This is a genomic window from Streptosporangiales bacterium (genome assembly GCA_009379955.1).
GTDB lineage: Bacteria > Actinomycetota > Actinomycetes > Streptosporangiales > WHST01 > WHST01.
Genome location: WHST01000018.1, coordinates 26,734 through 39,518, shown reverse-complemented (window position 1 = coordinate 39,518; position 12,785 = coordinate 26,734). Strand labels below are relative to the sequence as shown.

At 70.3% G+C, this 12,785-nt stretch carries 14 protein-coding genes; 4 read left to right on the top strand and 10 right to left on the bottom strand.

The annotated features are described in order from the left end of the window. Nucleotides 1-3 precede the first annotated feature (3 nt). Nucleotides 4-279 carry a glutaredoxin family protein gene (locus GEV10_08005; protein MQA78407.1) on the bottom strand — a complete coding sequence of 92 codons (276 nt, stop codon included), beginning with the start codon at nt 277-279 and terminating at the stop codon, nt 4-6. A gap of 326 nt (nt 280-605) precedes the next feature. Here GEV10_08005 and GEV10_08000 point away from each other — a divergent pair, with 326 nt between their 5' ends. The 3 genes from GEV10_08000 (at nt 606) to GEV10_07990 (ending at nt 3,659) form a co-directional block, all read left to right on the top strand. Then, a complete protein-coding gene (locus GEV10_08000) occupies nt 606-1,325 on the top strand; it encodes a sigma-70 family RNA polymerase sigma factor (GenBank protein MQA78406.1) in 720 nt (239 codons plus the stop codon). Nucleotides 1,326-1,452: 127 nt separating this feature from the next. Then, entirely contained in the window at nt 1,453-2,700 is a 1,248-nt protein-coding gene (locus GEV10_07995; protein ID MQA78405.1) for a hypothetical protein, read from the top strand. A gap of 17 nt (nt 2,701-2,717) precedes the next feature. After that, nucleotides 2,718-3,659: an HAD-IB family hydrolase gene (locus tag GEV10_07990; GenBank protein MQA78404.1), complete on the top strand. Its 942-nt coding sequence runs from the start codon at nt 2,718-2,720 to the stop codon at nt 3,657-3,659. A 5-nt stretch (nt 3,660-3,664) separates the two neighbouring features. Here the strand turns inward: GEV10_07990 and GEV10_07985 are convergent, their stop codons facing one another. The 7 genes from GEV10_07985 to GEV10_07955 form a co-directional block, all read right to left on the bottom strand. Beyond that, nucleotides 3,665-4,651 carry a glycerol acyltransferase gene (locus GEV10_07985; GenBank protein MQA78403.1) on the bottom strand — a complete coding sequence of 329 codons (987 nt, stop codon included), beginning with the start codon at nt 4,649-4,651 and terminating at the stop codon, nt 3,665-3,667. Continuing rightward, on the bottom strand, nt 4,644-5,645 hold the full coding sequence (locus GEV10_07980) for an NAD-dependent epimerase/dehydratase family protein (GenBank protein MQA78402.1): 1,002 nt from the start codon (nt 5,643-5,645) through the stop codon (nt 4,644-4,646). Before GEV10_07980 ends, GEV10_07985 begins: the two co-directional genes overlap by 8 nt. Before the next feature lie 48 nt (nt 5,646-5,693). Continuing rightward, the gene (locus tag GEV10_07975; GenBank protein ID MQA78401.1) at nt 5,694-5,795 is read right to left on the bottom strand and encodes an AURKAIP1/COX24 domain-containing protein; all 102 of its coding nucleotides are present in this window, start codon (nt 5,793-5,795) and stop codon (nt 5,694-5,696) included. A 129-nt stretch (nt 5,796-5,924) separates the two neighbouring features. Further along, nucleotides 5,925-6,137: a helix-turn-helix domain-containing protein gene (locus GEV10_07970; protein ID MQA78400.1), complete on the bottom strand. Its 213-nt coding sequence runs from the start codon at nt 6,135-6,137 to the stop codon at nt 5,925-5,927. A gap of 245 nt (nt 6,138-6,382) precedes the next feature. Continuing rightward, a complete protein-coding gene (locus GEV10_07965; protein ID MQA78399.1) occupies nt 6,383-7,975 on the bottom strand; it encodes an ABC transporter substrate-binding protein in 1,593 nt (530 codons plus the stop codon). A 149-nt stretch (nt 7,976-8,124) separates the two neighbouring features. Further along, entirely contained in the window at nt 8,125-8,925 is an 801-nt protein-coding gene (locus tag GEV10_07960) for a peptidoglycan DD-metalloendopeptidase family protein (GenBank protein ID MQA78398.1), read from the bottom strand. 200 nt (nt 8,926-9,125) lie between these two features. After that, nucleotides 9,126-9,764: a GNAT family N-acetyltransferase gene (locus GEV10_07955; protein MQA78397.1), complete on the bottom strand. Its 639-nt coding sequence runs from the start codon at nt 9,762-9,764 to the stop codon at nt 9,126-9,128. Nucleotides 9,765-9,799: 35 nt separating this feature from the next. On the opposite strand from GEV10_07955, the gene trpS reads away from it, so the two are divergent. Further along, nucleotides 9,800-10,813 carry a tryptophan--tRNA ligase gene (gene trpS / locus GEV10_07950; GenBank protein ID MQA78396.1) on the top strand — a complete coding sequence of 338 codons (1,014 nt, stop codon included), beginning with the start codon at nt 9,800-9,802 and terminating at the stop codon, nt 10,811-10,813. A gap of 102 nt (nt 10,814-10,915) precedes the next feature. On the opposite strand, the gene proC is transcribed toward trpS, so the two are convergent. Then, a complete protein-coding gene (gene proC, locus GEV10_07945) occupies nt 10,916-11,722 on the bottom strand; it encodes a pyrroline-5-carboxylate reductase (protein ID MQA78395.1) in 807 nt (268 codons plus the stop codon). Nucleotides 11,723-11,742: 20 nt separating this feature from the next. Next, entirely contained in the window at nt 11,743-12,678 is a 936-nt protein-coding gene (locus GEV10_07940) for a proline dehydrogenase (GenBank protein MQA78394.1), read from the bottom strand. Nucleotides 12,679-12,785 lie beyond the last annotated feature (107 nt).

Here is a 12,785-nt window from a genome sequence, read left to right as displayed (position 1 = left end):
CCGTCAGCGGCGGGGTGGCCTGGTCAGTGCGGTGCGGAGGCGGGTCGGGTCGAGGCGCCAGTAGTTGTGCACCTCACCGTCGACGAGGGTGACGGGGATCTTGTCCCACCAGCGCGCGAGTTCGTCCGGCGAGCCGCCGAGGTCGTCCTCGGTCCAGGCGACGCCGAGCTCGGCGCAGACCTCGGCGATCACCGTCCGGGCGTCGTCGCAGAGGTGACAGTCCGCCTTACCGAGAAGGCGGACCCGTGGTCGTCGCTCGGCACCGCTACTCTCGGCCACAAGACGAACCCTTTCGGCTACGCTGAGCAGGTCAATACCATCAATCGACGCACGAACCGGGCAAACCCGTCGCAGCGAACAGGGCCACGGTCTTTAGGCCCTAGCCTGCGGGTCCGGTCGTTTCCTAGCATGGGCCGCGCGTCCGGAGATCGACTCACGCCAGCCTAGGACGGGGCACCGGGGTGGGCACAACCGACGGATCGAGCAGTCCGGGCAACAGGGGGACCATTTACATGCCGACACCCGAGCGGCTACCGCACGGCCTTCAGCAGCTGCGCGCCCTCGCGGCCCAGGCCGCCAGGCAGCTCGCCGCCCGCCTCGAACCGATGTTCCTCGGACCGTTCCAGCCCGCCGTCGCCGTCGCGGGAGGCGGGGCACTCATCGCCCGTTCCGAGGCGACCGTCGACCCCGGGGCCTTCCTGCCCGGGTTCACCGCGCCGGTACGCCTCAGGCGCCGTGCACGCAGGGAGACCGCGCCACCCGCCGCGGTCGACGCCGACCAGGCCGAGATCGTCGCCCTCATCCACGCGGCACAGGCGCAGGACATGGCCGCGTTCGCCGGCCTGTACGAGCGGTACGCCGACCTCGTCTACCGCTACGTCTATTTCCGGGTCGGCTCCCAACAGCTGGCCGAGGACGTCGTCAGCGAGACCTTCCTCCGCGCGCTGCGCCGCCTCGACAGCTTCACCTGGCAGGGCCGCGACTTCGGCGCCTGGCTCGTCACCATCGCGCGCAACATCGTCGCCGACCACTTCAAATCCTCGCGCTACCGGCTCGAGGTGACGACCGCCGACATGCTCGACAGCGACCGCATCGAGGAGAGCCCGGAGAACGCCGTGCTCAAGGCGTTCACCAACGTCGCGCTGATCGAGGCGGTCAAGCAGCTCGGCCCCGAGCAGCAGGAGTGCATCGTGCTCCGCTTCCTGCAGGGCCTGTCGGTCGCCGAGACCGCGCGGATCATGGGCAGGAACGAGGGCGCGGTCAAGGCGCTCCAGTATCGAGCCGTCCGGGCGCTCGGCCGGCTCGTCCCCGACGACCTTCGGTGAACGAATACTCCGCGCACCAGAACGGCGTCGCCCGTAACCCCCGGCCCCGACCACTCGTTTCCAGGTTGGGCGAGCGGGAGATGAAGGATTCGGGTCGAGCGGGATCGGGCACAGTGGAGCGTCACCCATGAGGAAGCTGCCGGGCCGGCGGCGCACGCGTGAGTTCTCGCGTGCCGTCGACGGCGGCGCCACACCAGGCCCGTCGGTGTCCCGCCTGGTCACCCTCGCCAACGCCCTCCGTGCCGTGCCACTGCGTCCCGGCGGCGACCTCCGGCAGGCCATCCGCCGCCGGCTCGAGACCGCCGCGACCACCACGCCGGTCACGTCTCGCCGGGCGGCCGTGCTCGAGTGGCTCGACCACCTCCGCATCAGGCGCGGCCTGGCCTCGACGACCGTCATGGTGACGGCGGCGGTCGCCATCACCGGCATCGGCGTGGGCACCATGAGCGCACTGCCCGGCGACACGCTGTACGGCGTCAAGCTGCGCGGCGAGAGCGTGCAGCTCGCCTTCGTCAACTCCGACGAGGAGCGCGGGCGCAAGAACCTCAGGTTCGCCGACTCCCGGCTCGAGGAGGTCGACCGACTGGTCGAGCACGGCGGTGTCTGGCCGTCGGTCGAGACGGCCAAGGCAGACGGACACAAGGGCGGCAGGTCGGTCGCCGGCCTCATCAACCGCACCCTGACCACCATGAACACCTACACCGACTCCGGGGCGCACCTGCTCCGGAGCGCATACCAGGCCACCGGCGAGACCCAGCCGCTGTCCTACCTCGACGAGTTCACCCGCGACCAGAGCGACGCGATCCGCGCGCTCCTCCCCCGCCTCCCCGGCGCGTCGCGCGGCTCGGCCAGCAGGTCGCTCGACCTCGTCAGCGAGCTGAGCCGCCAGACCACGACGATGCTGCAGGCGAGCTGCCGGCCGTCCGCCAGCTGCGATGGCGAGACCGCGTCGTCGTCGGGTAGCAGCTCGTCGACGCAGGCCGGCGATCCGAGCACGAGCGCACCGCCGATCTCGTCGTCGTCGAGCAGCGCCCTGGCACCCGGCTCCTCGACCGGTTCCGGCAGCTCGAGCTCGCAGGAATCGAGCAACGGCGGATCCACCGACCCGCCGCCCGGCAGCGGCACGAGCGGCAGCGGGTCGACGACGGGCGGCTCGAGCGGCGGCACGGACCCCAGCGGCACCGGCACACCCTCCGAGGGCTCGCCGTCCTCCAGCCCACCACAGCCCACCGGGGTGCCCTCGCAGCCGTCCGACTCGACGGGCTCCCAGGACTCGACCACGTCGGCCGACGAGTCGACCTCCTCCGGCGACGAGGTGGCGCCCGACGCCGAGCGCACGGCCGCCGACGCCACGTCCACCGAAGGCGACGGCTAGGGCACTAAGCTCGGCGCATGCCCAAGTTCCGGCGAGACGGCGACGCCCCCACCGACGGCGCAGGACAGCACGACGATCCCCTGAGTTCCGAGCAGGTCATCGCGCACGTCCACGCGAGCCAGCTCGGCCTGCTCGAGCAGGGGCCGGGCGCGGCGGCCTTCTTCGACGTCGACAACACGGTGATGCAGGGCGCGTCGTTGTACTTCATCGCCCGCGGCCTGGCCGCCAGGGACTTCTTCACCACCCGCGACATCGCGAGCTTCGCGTGGCAGCAGGCGCAGTTCCGCCTGCGCGGCGAGACGAACAAGACCATCTCCGACGCGCAGGAGGCCGCGCTCTCGTTCATCGCCGGCCACCGGCTGACCGACGTCGTCAGGCTGGCCGAGGAGATCTACGACGAGCGGATGGCCGACCGCATCTGGCCGGGAGCCCGAGCCCTCACCGACCTGCACCTCGACGCCGGCCAGCCGGTGTGGCTCGTCACGGCGACACCGGTCGAGCTCGCGGAGATCATCGCGAAGAAGCTCGGCCTCACCGGCGCGCTCGGCACTATCGCCAAGACCGAGGACGGCGTCTACACGGGCCAGCTCAGTCAGTTCATGCACGGCAAGGCCAAGGCGGTCGCCGTCCGCGAGCTCGCCGAACGCGAGGGCCTCGACCTCGCCAAGTGCACCGCGTACAGCGACTCGATCAACGACCTGCCGATGCTCGAGCTCGTCGGCCGCCCGGTCGCGGTCAATCCCGAGCCCGCACTGGCGGAGTACGCGCGGCACAACGGCTGGCCGGTGTACGACTTCCGCACGACCCGCCGCACCCTGCGCGTGGTGCTCCCCGCCGCGGCGATCACCGGCGCCGCGGTCGGCGCGCTCTACGCCGCCCTCGTCGTCCGCAAGCGGCGGCGCAGGTCACTGGCGGAGCGCGCCGTCATCGAGATCGAGCGCCTCAAGCGCCGCCACTGACCCCGTCAGGAGCGGAAGACCGACCGGCGCCGCAGGAGCATCGCGTAGAGCGTGTGCTGGATCGTCTCGCGGATGTGGTCGGTGAGCCCGAGCACGAGGGTCGGGTCGTCGGCGGCGCCGGCGTCGTAGCGGTCGGTGCGGATCGGCTCGCCGAACTGCAGCTGCCACTTCGACGGCAGCGGCACCAGGCCGAGCGGCCCGAACCAGGGGAACGTCGGCGTGACCGGCACGTACGGCGCGCCGAACAGCCGGGCCAACGGACGGACGTCGGCGAGCAACGGGTAGGTCTCCTCGGCGCCGACGACGGAGCACGGCACGATCGGCGTGCCCGTACGGAGCGCGGCCGACACGAAGCCGCCGCGGCCGAACCGCTGCAGCTTGTACCGCTCGGTGAACGGCTTGCCGATGCCCTTGAACCCCTCGGGGAACACGCCGACCACCTCGCCGGCGGCGAGCAGGCGTTCCGCGTCGGAGTTGCACGCGACCGTGACGCCGCTGCTGCGCGCCAGCTGTCCGAAGACGGGCCAGCGGAAGATGTAGTCGGCACCGAGCAGCCGCAGCCGGCGCTTCGCCTCGTGATGGTCGTGCAGGGCCACCTGGACCATCAGGCCGTCGAGCGGGAGCACCCCGGAGTGGTTCGCGACGATGAGCGCACCGCTGTCGGCCGGGACGTTGTCGAGCCCACGCGCGTCGACCCGGAACCAGCCGTCGTAGAGCAGGCGCAGGGCGGGCAGCACGAGGTGGTCGGTCAGGTCGGTGTCGAGCCCGGTGTCGTCGACGGTGTAGTCGCCGGTCAGCCGCCGCCGTAGGAACGCGAACGTATCGCCGAGGAGCCCGTCGAGTGGCCCGCGGCCTGCGGCGGACTCCCGCGGTGTCTCCCCGGTCTCCTCGCGGGCGTCGTCGTGCGCGGTGGCGTGGTCGTCGTCAGGGACGGATCGCGCGCCGTCGCGCCTGCGGTCGCCGTCGAACGGGATCACCTGGGCGTCAGGCACGGAGCACCTCCTCGGCGCGATCGAGCAGCAGGGACACCGGGACGGTCGGCTCCAGGCCGGCGCCGGCAACGTGATCGGCGAGCGCCTGCCTCGTCGACCGCGACGGCAGCCAGCCGAACTCGGCCCGCATCCGGGACGTGTCGGCGACGTGCGCGTGCATGATGGTGGCGGCGAGCTCGGGGTTGATGTCGACGATGCGTGCGCGCCGCAGCGCACGCGCCACCCCGCCCACGGCCGGCCAGAAGACGGGGACGGTGGGCCGACCGGCGAGATGCGCGGCCTGCGACACCGTGACGACGCCGTCGCCGGCGACGTTGAAGGTGCCCGGATGCTCCTCGACGGTGGCCCGGCCGAGCGCCTCCACCGCGTCGTCGAGGTGCAGCAGCTGCAGCCGCGGGTCGTACCCGAGGATCGTCGGCACGACCGGCAGCGTCAGGTAGCGCCCGAGCGCGGAGTCGTCGCCGAGCAGGTAGGCGAGGCGCAGCGTCGTGACGGTGACGTCGGGGCGGCGCCGCGCGAAGCCACGGGTGTAGCCCTCGACCTCGACGACGTCCTTCGCGAACCCCGAGCCGGGGGGCGACCGCGGCGGCTCGTCCTCGGTGAAGACGGCCGGGTTGCGGGGCGACAGGCCGTAGACGGCCGTGCTCGACCTGACGATGAGCTTGGTCAGCCGCTCGGCACGCTGGCAGGCCGCGAGGAGCTGCATCGTGCCGATGACATTGATCTCCTTCTGCGCGGTGCGTCCACCGGCCCGGCTGGGCCCGGTCAGCACGCCCGCATGGACCACCGTGTCGACCTCGTACGCGTCGAGCAGCCGGCTCAGCGACGTGCCGCGGACGTCGGCGCGGATGAACTCCGCGGGGGCAAGGCTACGGCGCGGCGGGACGACGTCGACGCCGATGACCCGCTCGACCCCGGGACGCTCGGCCAGGTCGAGCGCGAGTGCCACACCGGGCTCGCTCGCGACACCGGTGACCAGGACGACGCTCGCCATCGCGTCCTCCTCCCCGCGGCTCCTGCGTACTCGTGCCTTGGTTCGTGGCTACTTGCCCTGGCGGCGTCGCTGCACCCGCGTCTTCTTCAGCAGCTTGCGGTGCTTCTTCTTCGCCATGCGCTTGCGACGCTTCTTGATGACAGAACCCACGGACGTCTTCCTTCGACTGGCAGTTTCCCGCAGGCGCGGGACGGGACGGCGCGTGGGAAAAGATGTCACGCGGCCGACGCATCAGCCTACCGTCGACCTGACGGGAGCAGGTTGCCGGGCCGGGCGGTGCTACGCGGTGTCAGCCGAGCTCGCCCCGGAGGGACGCAGGTAGTCGTACACGACCTGCTCGGGCACCCGGTACGACCGGCCGACCCGCACGGCGGGGAGATCGCCGGAGTGGACCAGCCGGTAGACGGTCATCTTGGACACGCGCATGACCGTGGCCACCTCGGCCACGGTAAGGAACCTGACCTCGCTGAGGGGCCTGTCTCCTGGACTCATCGAGCTCGCATCTTCCCGTCCACCCACTGTGTGGGTCGAGGGTACCGGTGAAGTGACCAGTGGGGAAGAGCGAGACCTGGTGACCCCTCTGGGACTCCTGTGATCTCAGTTCACGCCTCGCCTACATAACGGACATTCAGCCTATATCCGGAACGGGGACGGTCCCGGACCCCTGTGGGGTCCGGGACCGCTTCCTCGTTCCGCGGGACCGTTCGCCGTTGAACCGCCCGCGGTGAGCGCCCGCGCTAGTCGGCGATCTCGATGTCGGTCAGGACGACGACGCTGAAGGGGTCGACCCTGACGTTCTTGATGTGGTCGGACCGTGCCTGCTGGGTGTTGTGGAACCACAGCGGGATGACCGGCATGTCCTCGAGTACCTGGTCCTCGGCCTTGTAGTAGTCCGGGTAACCGGCCTCGATCGTGTCCTTCTGGTTGCCCTGGTCGATGTACTTGTCGACCTGCTTGTTGCTGTAGAACGTGCGGTTCGCCGAACCACCCGTCGCGTACAGCGGCTCGAGGTAGTTCTGCATCGACGGGTAGTCCATCACCCAGCTGTTGCGGAACGGGCCGTCCATCTTCTTCGCCCGCTGCGCCGGCAGGTACTCGGCCTGCTGCAGCTGCTTCAGCTTGATGTCCTTGATGCCGAGGTTGGCGCGCAGCTGGTTGGCGACCGCCTGCATCCACTCCTCGTGGCCACCGTCGCTGTTGTACCAGAGAGTGAGCGTGCCCTTGAGGCCACCGGACTTCTGGTACAGCTTCTTGGCCTCCGTCGGGTTGTAGTCGCAGTACTCCTTGCAGGCGTCGGGTCGTTGCCCGCCGACGACCGGCGTGATGAGCGACTTGGCCGGTGTGTGCGCGCCGGCGAAGATCTTGTCGATGATCTCCTGCCGGTTGATCGCCATCGAGAGGGCGTGACGCAGGTCCTTGTTCTGGAACCTCTTGTCGTACATCGGGAAGTCCAGCCGCGAGAACTGCGACGTGGGTGCCTGGAAGTACTGGTCACCGAGCTCGGCCTTGGCGCCCGACAGGCGGGTCGGCGGGATCGGCGACTGGTCGAGGTTGCCGGCGAGCAGGTCGTTGTACGCCGTCTCGAGGTTGGAGTAGATCTTGTAGTCGATGTTCTCGACCTTGCCCTTTTCCGACCCCTGGTAGTCGGCGTACCGCTTGATCTTGATCTCGCGGTCGTGCTGCCACTTGCCGTTCATTCGGTAGGGCCCGTTGCCGATCGGGGCCTCTTCGAACTTCTTCATGTCCTCGAACGCGACCTTCGGCATCGGCGAGAAGGCGCTGTAGCCGATCACGAGCGGGAACTGGCTGAACGGCGCGTCGAGCGTGACCTTCAGCGTCGTGTCGTCGACCACCTCGAGACCGGACATCTTGTCGGTCTTCGGCTTGCCGCTCTCGGGGTTGAGGTCGGCGTAGCCCTCGATCTTCTCCATGAAGTAGCTGTTGTTCATCGCGTTGGGGCCGTACGCGGTGTAGTTCCATGCATCGGCGAACGACTGGGCGGTCACCGCATCGCCGTTGTGGAACTTCCACCCGCTCTTGATCTTGATCGTCCAGACCTTCTGGTCGGGCGACTCGATCGACTCGGCCATGGCGTTGACCGGCTTGGAGTCCTTGTCGAAGTCGACGAGACCGGTGAACAGGAACTTCAGGATCTGGCCGCCGCACAGCTCGTTGCTATGAGGGGTGATGAACTCCTCGGGCTCGCACCCCTGCAGCGAGAAGCTCGACGCCGCGGCCTCTTCTTCGCCACCGCCACCACCGCCGCACGCCGCGGCGAGCGCGAGCACCGCCGCGCCCGCGATGACGCGGGGCAAGATCTTTCGACTCATGGGTCTCCTTCGGAAAAGTACTGTCCCGCTTCTCCGGGAGGGTGCCCTGTCAGGGTGGTCCACACCACGTCAACAGACCATTTGTGGCCGATTCGCAACCTGCCGTCACGTCCCGCCCGCACGGGCGGGCGAGGCGCGACGGCACTGCGCTAGCAGGTGGGCACGCCGGGTAAGACCGCCTCCGGCGTGTCGATGTAGATGTTCGAGATGAAGCCGTTCTGGTCGCGCAGCTTGGCCCACCAGTCGTTCGTGTAGCCCTCGGCGTTCACCACGTCGCCCTGCTTCTGGCAGAGGACGTACACACCGGTCGGCCCGGGCAGGGTGGTGACGACGGGCGAGGAAAGGAAGGCGTCGCTGCGCACCCTGATGCCACTCCCCCACGTCTGGAACGGCTTGCCCGGCCCGCCGCACGCGTTGTCGCTGGTGATGCTCTTCTGTCCGTAGCTGCCCGGGTACGGGGCCAGCGACTGGCCGTTGATGTGGACGGTCTGGCCGCCGCCGTTGTACAGCTGCTCGTAGTGCAGGTGAGGTCCGCTGCTGTTGCCCGACGAGCCGACCTTGCCGATCTCCTGTCCCTGCGCCACGGCCGCGCCGTTCGCGACGGAGAACGACTGGAGGTGGAAGTAGTACGTCAGCCAGCCGCCGCCGTGGTCGATGGAGATCCAGCTGCCGGCGCCGGAGGGCTGCGAGTGCTGGTACGCCGTCCCGGGGGCGGAGGCGAGCGCGGGAGCACCGTTGGTGTTGCCGGCGTTGTCGATGAAGTCGAGCGCGAGCCGTACCTCGGAACCGTGGTGGGAGTACGTCCACGACTGGCCGCACGGGAACGGCGCCTTGAAGCTCGGCGCCGCCGACGGTACGCCCGGGGGCGGCGCGGCCGACACCGGTGAGACGGCGACGAGGCAGCCGGCGAGGGCCACCAGCGTCGCGAGGAGATATCGCATGCGTTTCATGGGCACCTTCTCTCGTCCGCCCGGATCACGGGCGAGTAACGAGCTGAACGTACGAGCAACGACGATCACGGCGGAAGACCCAGAGTCTCCCGCCGATCACCTTCGGTGAGATCGCGGCTCGATGCCCCGAGGCGGTGCTCACGATCCGTCCACCCCGTGAGGGGCACCCTCACCGCGTCCTGGCACGGTGCGGGTGCCCGTCACGGGTGGAGGTCCTGGCTGCCCACGTAACGCATCTGCGACTCCATGCGGGCGCCGTCGTTCGGCAGCGGCTGGCGCTCGCCGGTCGCCACGAAACCGAGCCGCTCGTAGAACCGCCACGCGACGTCGTTGCCGTCGGCCACCCAGAGGTGGCAGCCGAGGCCCCGGCTCCAGCACCAGTCGAGCGCGTACGCGACGAGCGCGTCGCCGACACCCTGGCCGCGGAACGCGGGGTCGACCCACATCCAGATGATCTCGCCGTCGTCGCCCCTGCTGAACACGCCGATGACCCCGGCGACGGCGCCGTCGCACTCGGCCAGCGCGCGTACGCCGCGCTCCGGCGTCAGCATCTCGCGCCAGTCGGCCTCGCCCTTCGCCCGTTCGCGGTCGAGCGACGAGGCGAACGCCAGCGGCGCGTCGGTGAGGGCGGCGAGCCGGACGGAACGCGCCGTCCGCCAATCGTCGGGGCGCAGGGTGCGGACGCGGACGGGACCTGGCATGACGCGACGATATCCCCGGTCCCGTGCGGTAGATTGGACGCGTGCGCATCCGATCGCTCCAGTGCTGGCTCGCCTGTTGAGGCGAGCCGGGTAGCGCACGACACCTTGAGGCCGCCTCGCCGAGGCGGTCTTTTTCATGCCCACCTCCGCGAGGCCCGTACGACGGAGGAACGATGGCACGCAAGCGCCGCATCTTCAGCGGTACCGCTCCCAGCGGGCGACTCACCCTCGGCAACCTGCTCGGCGCCGTGGGCCGCTGGACAGTGCAGCAGTACGAGGCCGACTGCCTCTTCTCCGTCGTCGACCTGCACGCGCCGACCGTCGAGCACGACCCGCGGCAGCTCGCCGTACGCACCCGCGAGTTCGCCACCACGCTGCTCGCGGCCGGGCTCGACCCGGAGGTCTGCACGGTCTTCGTGCAGAGCCACGTGCCCGAGCACCTCGGCCTCACCTGGCTGCTGGAGTGCACGGCGTACGACGGCGAGCTGCGACGGATGATCCAGTACCGCGAGAAGGCCGGCCGGCAGCAGTCGGTGCGCGCGAGCCTGCTCACGTACCCGGTGCTGATGGCCGCCGACATCCTGCTGTACGACACGACCGAGGTGCCGGTCGGCGACGACCAGCGCCAACACGTCGAGCTCGCCCGCGACCTCGCGCTGCGGTTCAACCACCGGTACGGCGAGACGTTCGTCGTGCCCGAGACCGTCCTGCCACGGGTGGCCGCGAGACTGTCGGACCTGCAGGAGCCGGAACGCAAGATGAGCAAGTCCGACCCGGACGAGGCGCTCGGCGCGGTCCGTCTCCTCGACCCGCCGGACGTCGTACGCAGGAAGATCGCCCGCGCCGTGACCGACAGCGAGCGGGAGGTGCGGTACGACCCGGCTGCGAGGCCGGGCGTGTCCAACCTGCTCGACCTGCTGGCGGCGTTCTCCGACGACGGTCCCGAGGATCTGGCCACCAGGTACGCCACGTACGGCGAGCTGAAGGCCGACGTGACCGACGCCGTGCTCGACGCGCTCCGCCCGGTCCGCGAAAGGTACGCGACGCTCGTCGCCGACCCCGGCTACGTCGACACCGCGCTGGCACTCGGCGCCCAGCACGCCACGGAGCTCGCCGCCCCGGTGCTGGCCAGGGCGCAATGCGCGTTCGGCCTGATGCCGCTCCCGGCGCCGCCGGCCGGGCGCTGACGGGCTGCTTCACCCAGCGAACTCGGGCTTCACCTCGTCCGTGCACGAGGTGAAGCCCACGTTGATCACGTTGACGTGATCAACGGGAGAAGGCGCGGCGCCTCAGCTGCCGGAGGCGAGTTCGCGGGAGCGGTCGCGGGCGGCGACGATCGCGTCGAGGACGGCCGCGCGGACGCCGTGGTTCTCCAGCTCGCGGATCGCGTTGATGGTCGTGCCCGCGGGCGAGGTGACGGCCTCGCGCAGGCGCACCGGGTGCTCGCCGGACTCGACGAGCATCGCGGCGGCGCCGCGGACGGCCTGGACGATCAGGTCGTGCGCCACCCCGCGGGGCAGGCCGAGCAGGATGCCGGCGTCGGTCATCGCCTCGACGAGGTAGTAGACGTACGCCGGGCCGCTGCCGGACAGCGCGGTGACGGCGTCCTGCTGCGACTCGGGCACGCGCATGACGTTGCCGACCGGCTGCAGGATCTCCTCGGTGCGGCGCAGGTGCTCCTCGGTGGCGTGCGCACCGGCCGACACCGCGCTCATCGCCTCGTCGACCAGCACCGGGGTGTTGGACATGACGCGGACGCAGGGGGTGCCGGCCGGCAGCCGGCTCTCCAGGAACGCGGTCGGGATGCCCGCGGCGACGGACACCACCAGCTGGTGCGCCGACACGTGCGGAGCGATGGTGTCGAGCAGCACGCCCATGTCCTGCGGCTTGACCGCGAGCAGCAGGGTGTCGGCGGACGTGACGGCCTCGGCGTTGTCGACCATGGCGACGCCGTAGCGCTCCCGCAGGGTGTCGGCGCGCTCGGCCCCGCGCGTGGTGCCGAGCAGCTGACCGACCGGCTTGCCCGCGCGCAGCATGCCGGAGAGCAGCGCCTCACCCATCTTGCCCACGCCGAGGACGGCGACCTTGTCTGTCATGGGACCGAAGACTCCAGACGTCAGCGTTTCGTGGTGAGGGCGCGCAGGAACACCATGGCGTTGGACGGTCGCTCCGCCATGCGCCGCATCAGGTAGCCGTACCACTGCACGCCGTACGGCACGTAGACGCGCACCTGCTCGCCGCGCTGGCCGAGGCGCCGCTGCTCGTCGGGACGCACGCCGTAGAGCATCTGGAACTCGTACGACGACGGGTCGCGGTGGTACTGCACGGCCAGGGATGCCGCGATCTCGACGAGCCGCGGGTCGTGCGTGGCCACCATCGGGTACCCGGCGCCGTTGAACAGCAGCTTGAGGCACCGCACGTACGCGCGGTCGACGTCGCGGCCGCGCTGGTAGGCGACCGAGTCGGGCTCGGCGTACGCCCCCTTCACCAGCCGCACGCGCGACCCCGCGCCGGCGAGGTCGCGGCAGTCGCCCTCGGTGCGGCGCAGGTAACTCTGCAGCGCGACACCCACCCACGGGAAGTCACGGCGTACCTCGGTGAGGATCTCCAGCGTGGAGTCGGTGGTGGTGTGGTCCTCCATGTCGAGGGTGACCGTCGTGCCGGAATCCTTCGCCGCGGCGCAGATCCGGTGAGCGTGCTCGAGCGCGATCTTGTGCCCGTCGCCGACGATCGACAGCGCCTGGCCGACCGCCGACAGCTTCACCGACACCTCGGCGTGCGTCGCGAGCCCCTCCGCGGCGAGCCGGTGGAGCACGGAGACATACGCCTCCGCCGTGCGCGACGCCTGCTCGAGGTCGGTGGTGTCCTCGCCGAGGTGGTCGAGCGTCACCAGGAGACCGGTGTCCGTGATGTCGCGGGTCACGGCGACGGCGTCGGCCTCCAGATCGCCCGCGACGAACCGCTTGACGACCCCGCGCGACACCGGTGCGGTCTCGACGACGTGCTTCAACCGCGCCGAATCCGCGACCTGACCCAGCACCCTGCTCAGCACCACCCGCTCCTCATCTCCTCGGTCCGACCAGAAGGCTACGCGCCCCGGCCGGACGACCCCGGTGTGCCTACCCACCGAGTCCGGCACGCTACGCTCGTGGCGTTCAC

Coding starts and splice junctions, on each gene's coding strand:
- GEV10_08000 (MQA78406.1), top strand. CDS start 606: ATGTTCCTCGGACCGTTCCAGCCCGCCGTCGCCGTCGCGGGAGGCGGG.
- GEV10_07995 (MQA78405.1), top strand. CDS start 1,453: ATGAGGAAGCTGCCGGGCCGGCGGCGCACGCGTGAGTTCTCGCGTGCC.
- GEV10_07990 (MQA78404.1), top strand. CDS start 2,718: ATGCCCAAGTTCCGGCGAGACGGCGACGCCCCCACCGACGGCGCAGGA.
- GEV10_07980 (MQA78402.1), bottom strand. CDS start 5,645: ATGGCGAGCGTCGTCCTGGTCACCGGTGTCGCGAGCGAGCCCGGTGTG.
- GEV10_07970 (MQA78400.1), bottom strand. CDS start 6,137: ATGAGTCCAGGAGACAGGCCCCTCAGCGAGGTCAGGTTCCTTACCGTG.
- GEV10_07965 (MQA78399.1), bottom strand. CDS start 7,975: ATGAGTCGAAAGATCTTGCCCCGCGTCATCGCGGGCGCGGCGGTGCTC.
- GEV10_07960 (MQA78398.1), bottom strand. CDS start 8,925: ATGAAACGCATGCGATATCTCCTCGCGACGCTGGTGGCCCTCGCCGGC.
- GEV10_07955 (MQA78397.1), bottom strand. CDS start 9,764: ATGAAAAAGACCGCCTCGGCGAGGCGGCCTCAAGGTGTCGTGCGCTAC.
- trpS (MQA78396.1), top strand. CDS start 9,800: ATGGCACGCAAGCGCCGCATCTTCAGCGGTACCGCTCCCAGCGGGCGA.
- proC (MQA78395.1), bottom strand. CDS start 11,722: ATGACAGACAAGGTCGCCGTCCTCGGCGTGGGCAAGATGGGTGAGGCG.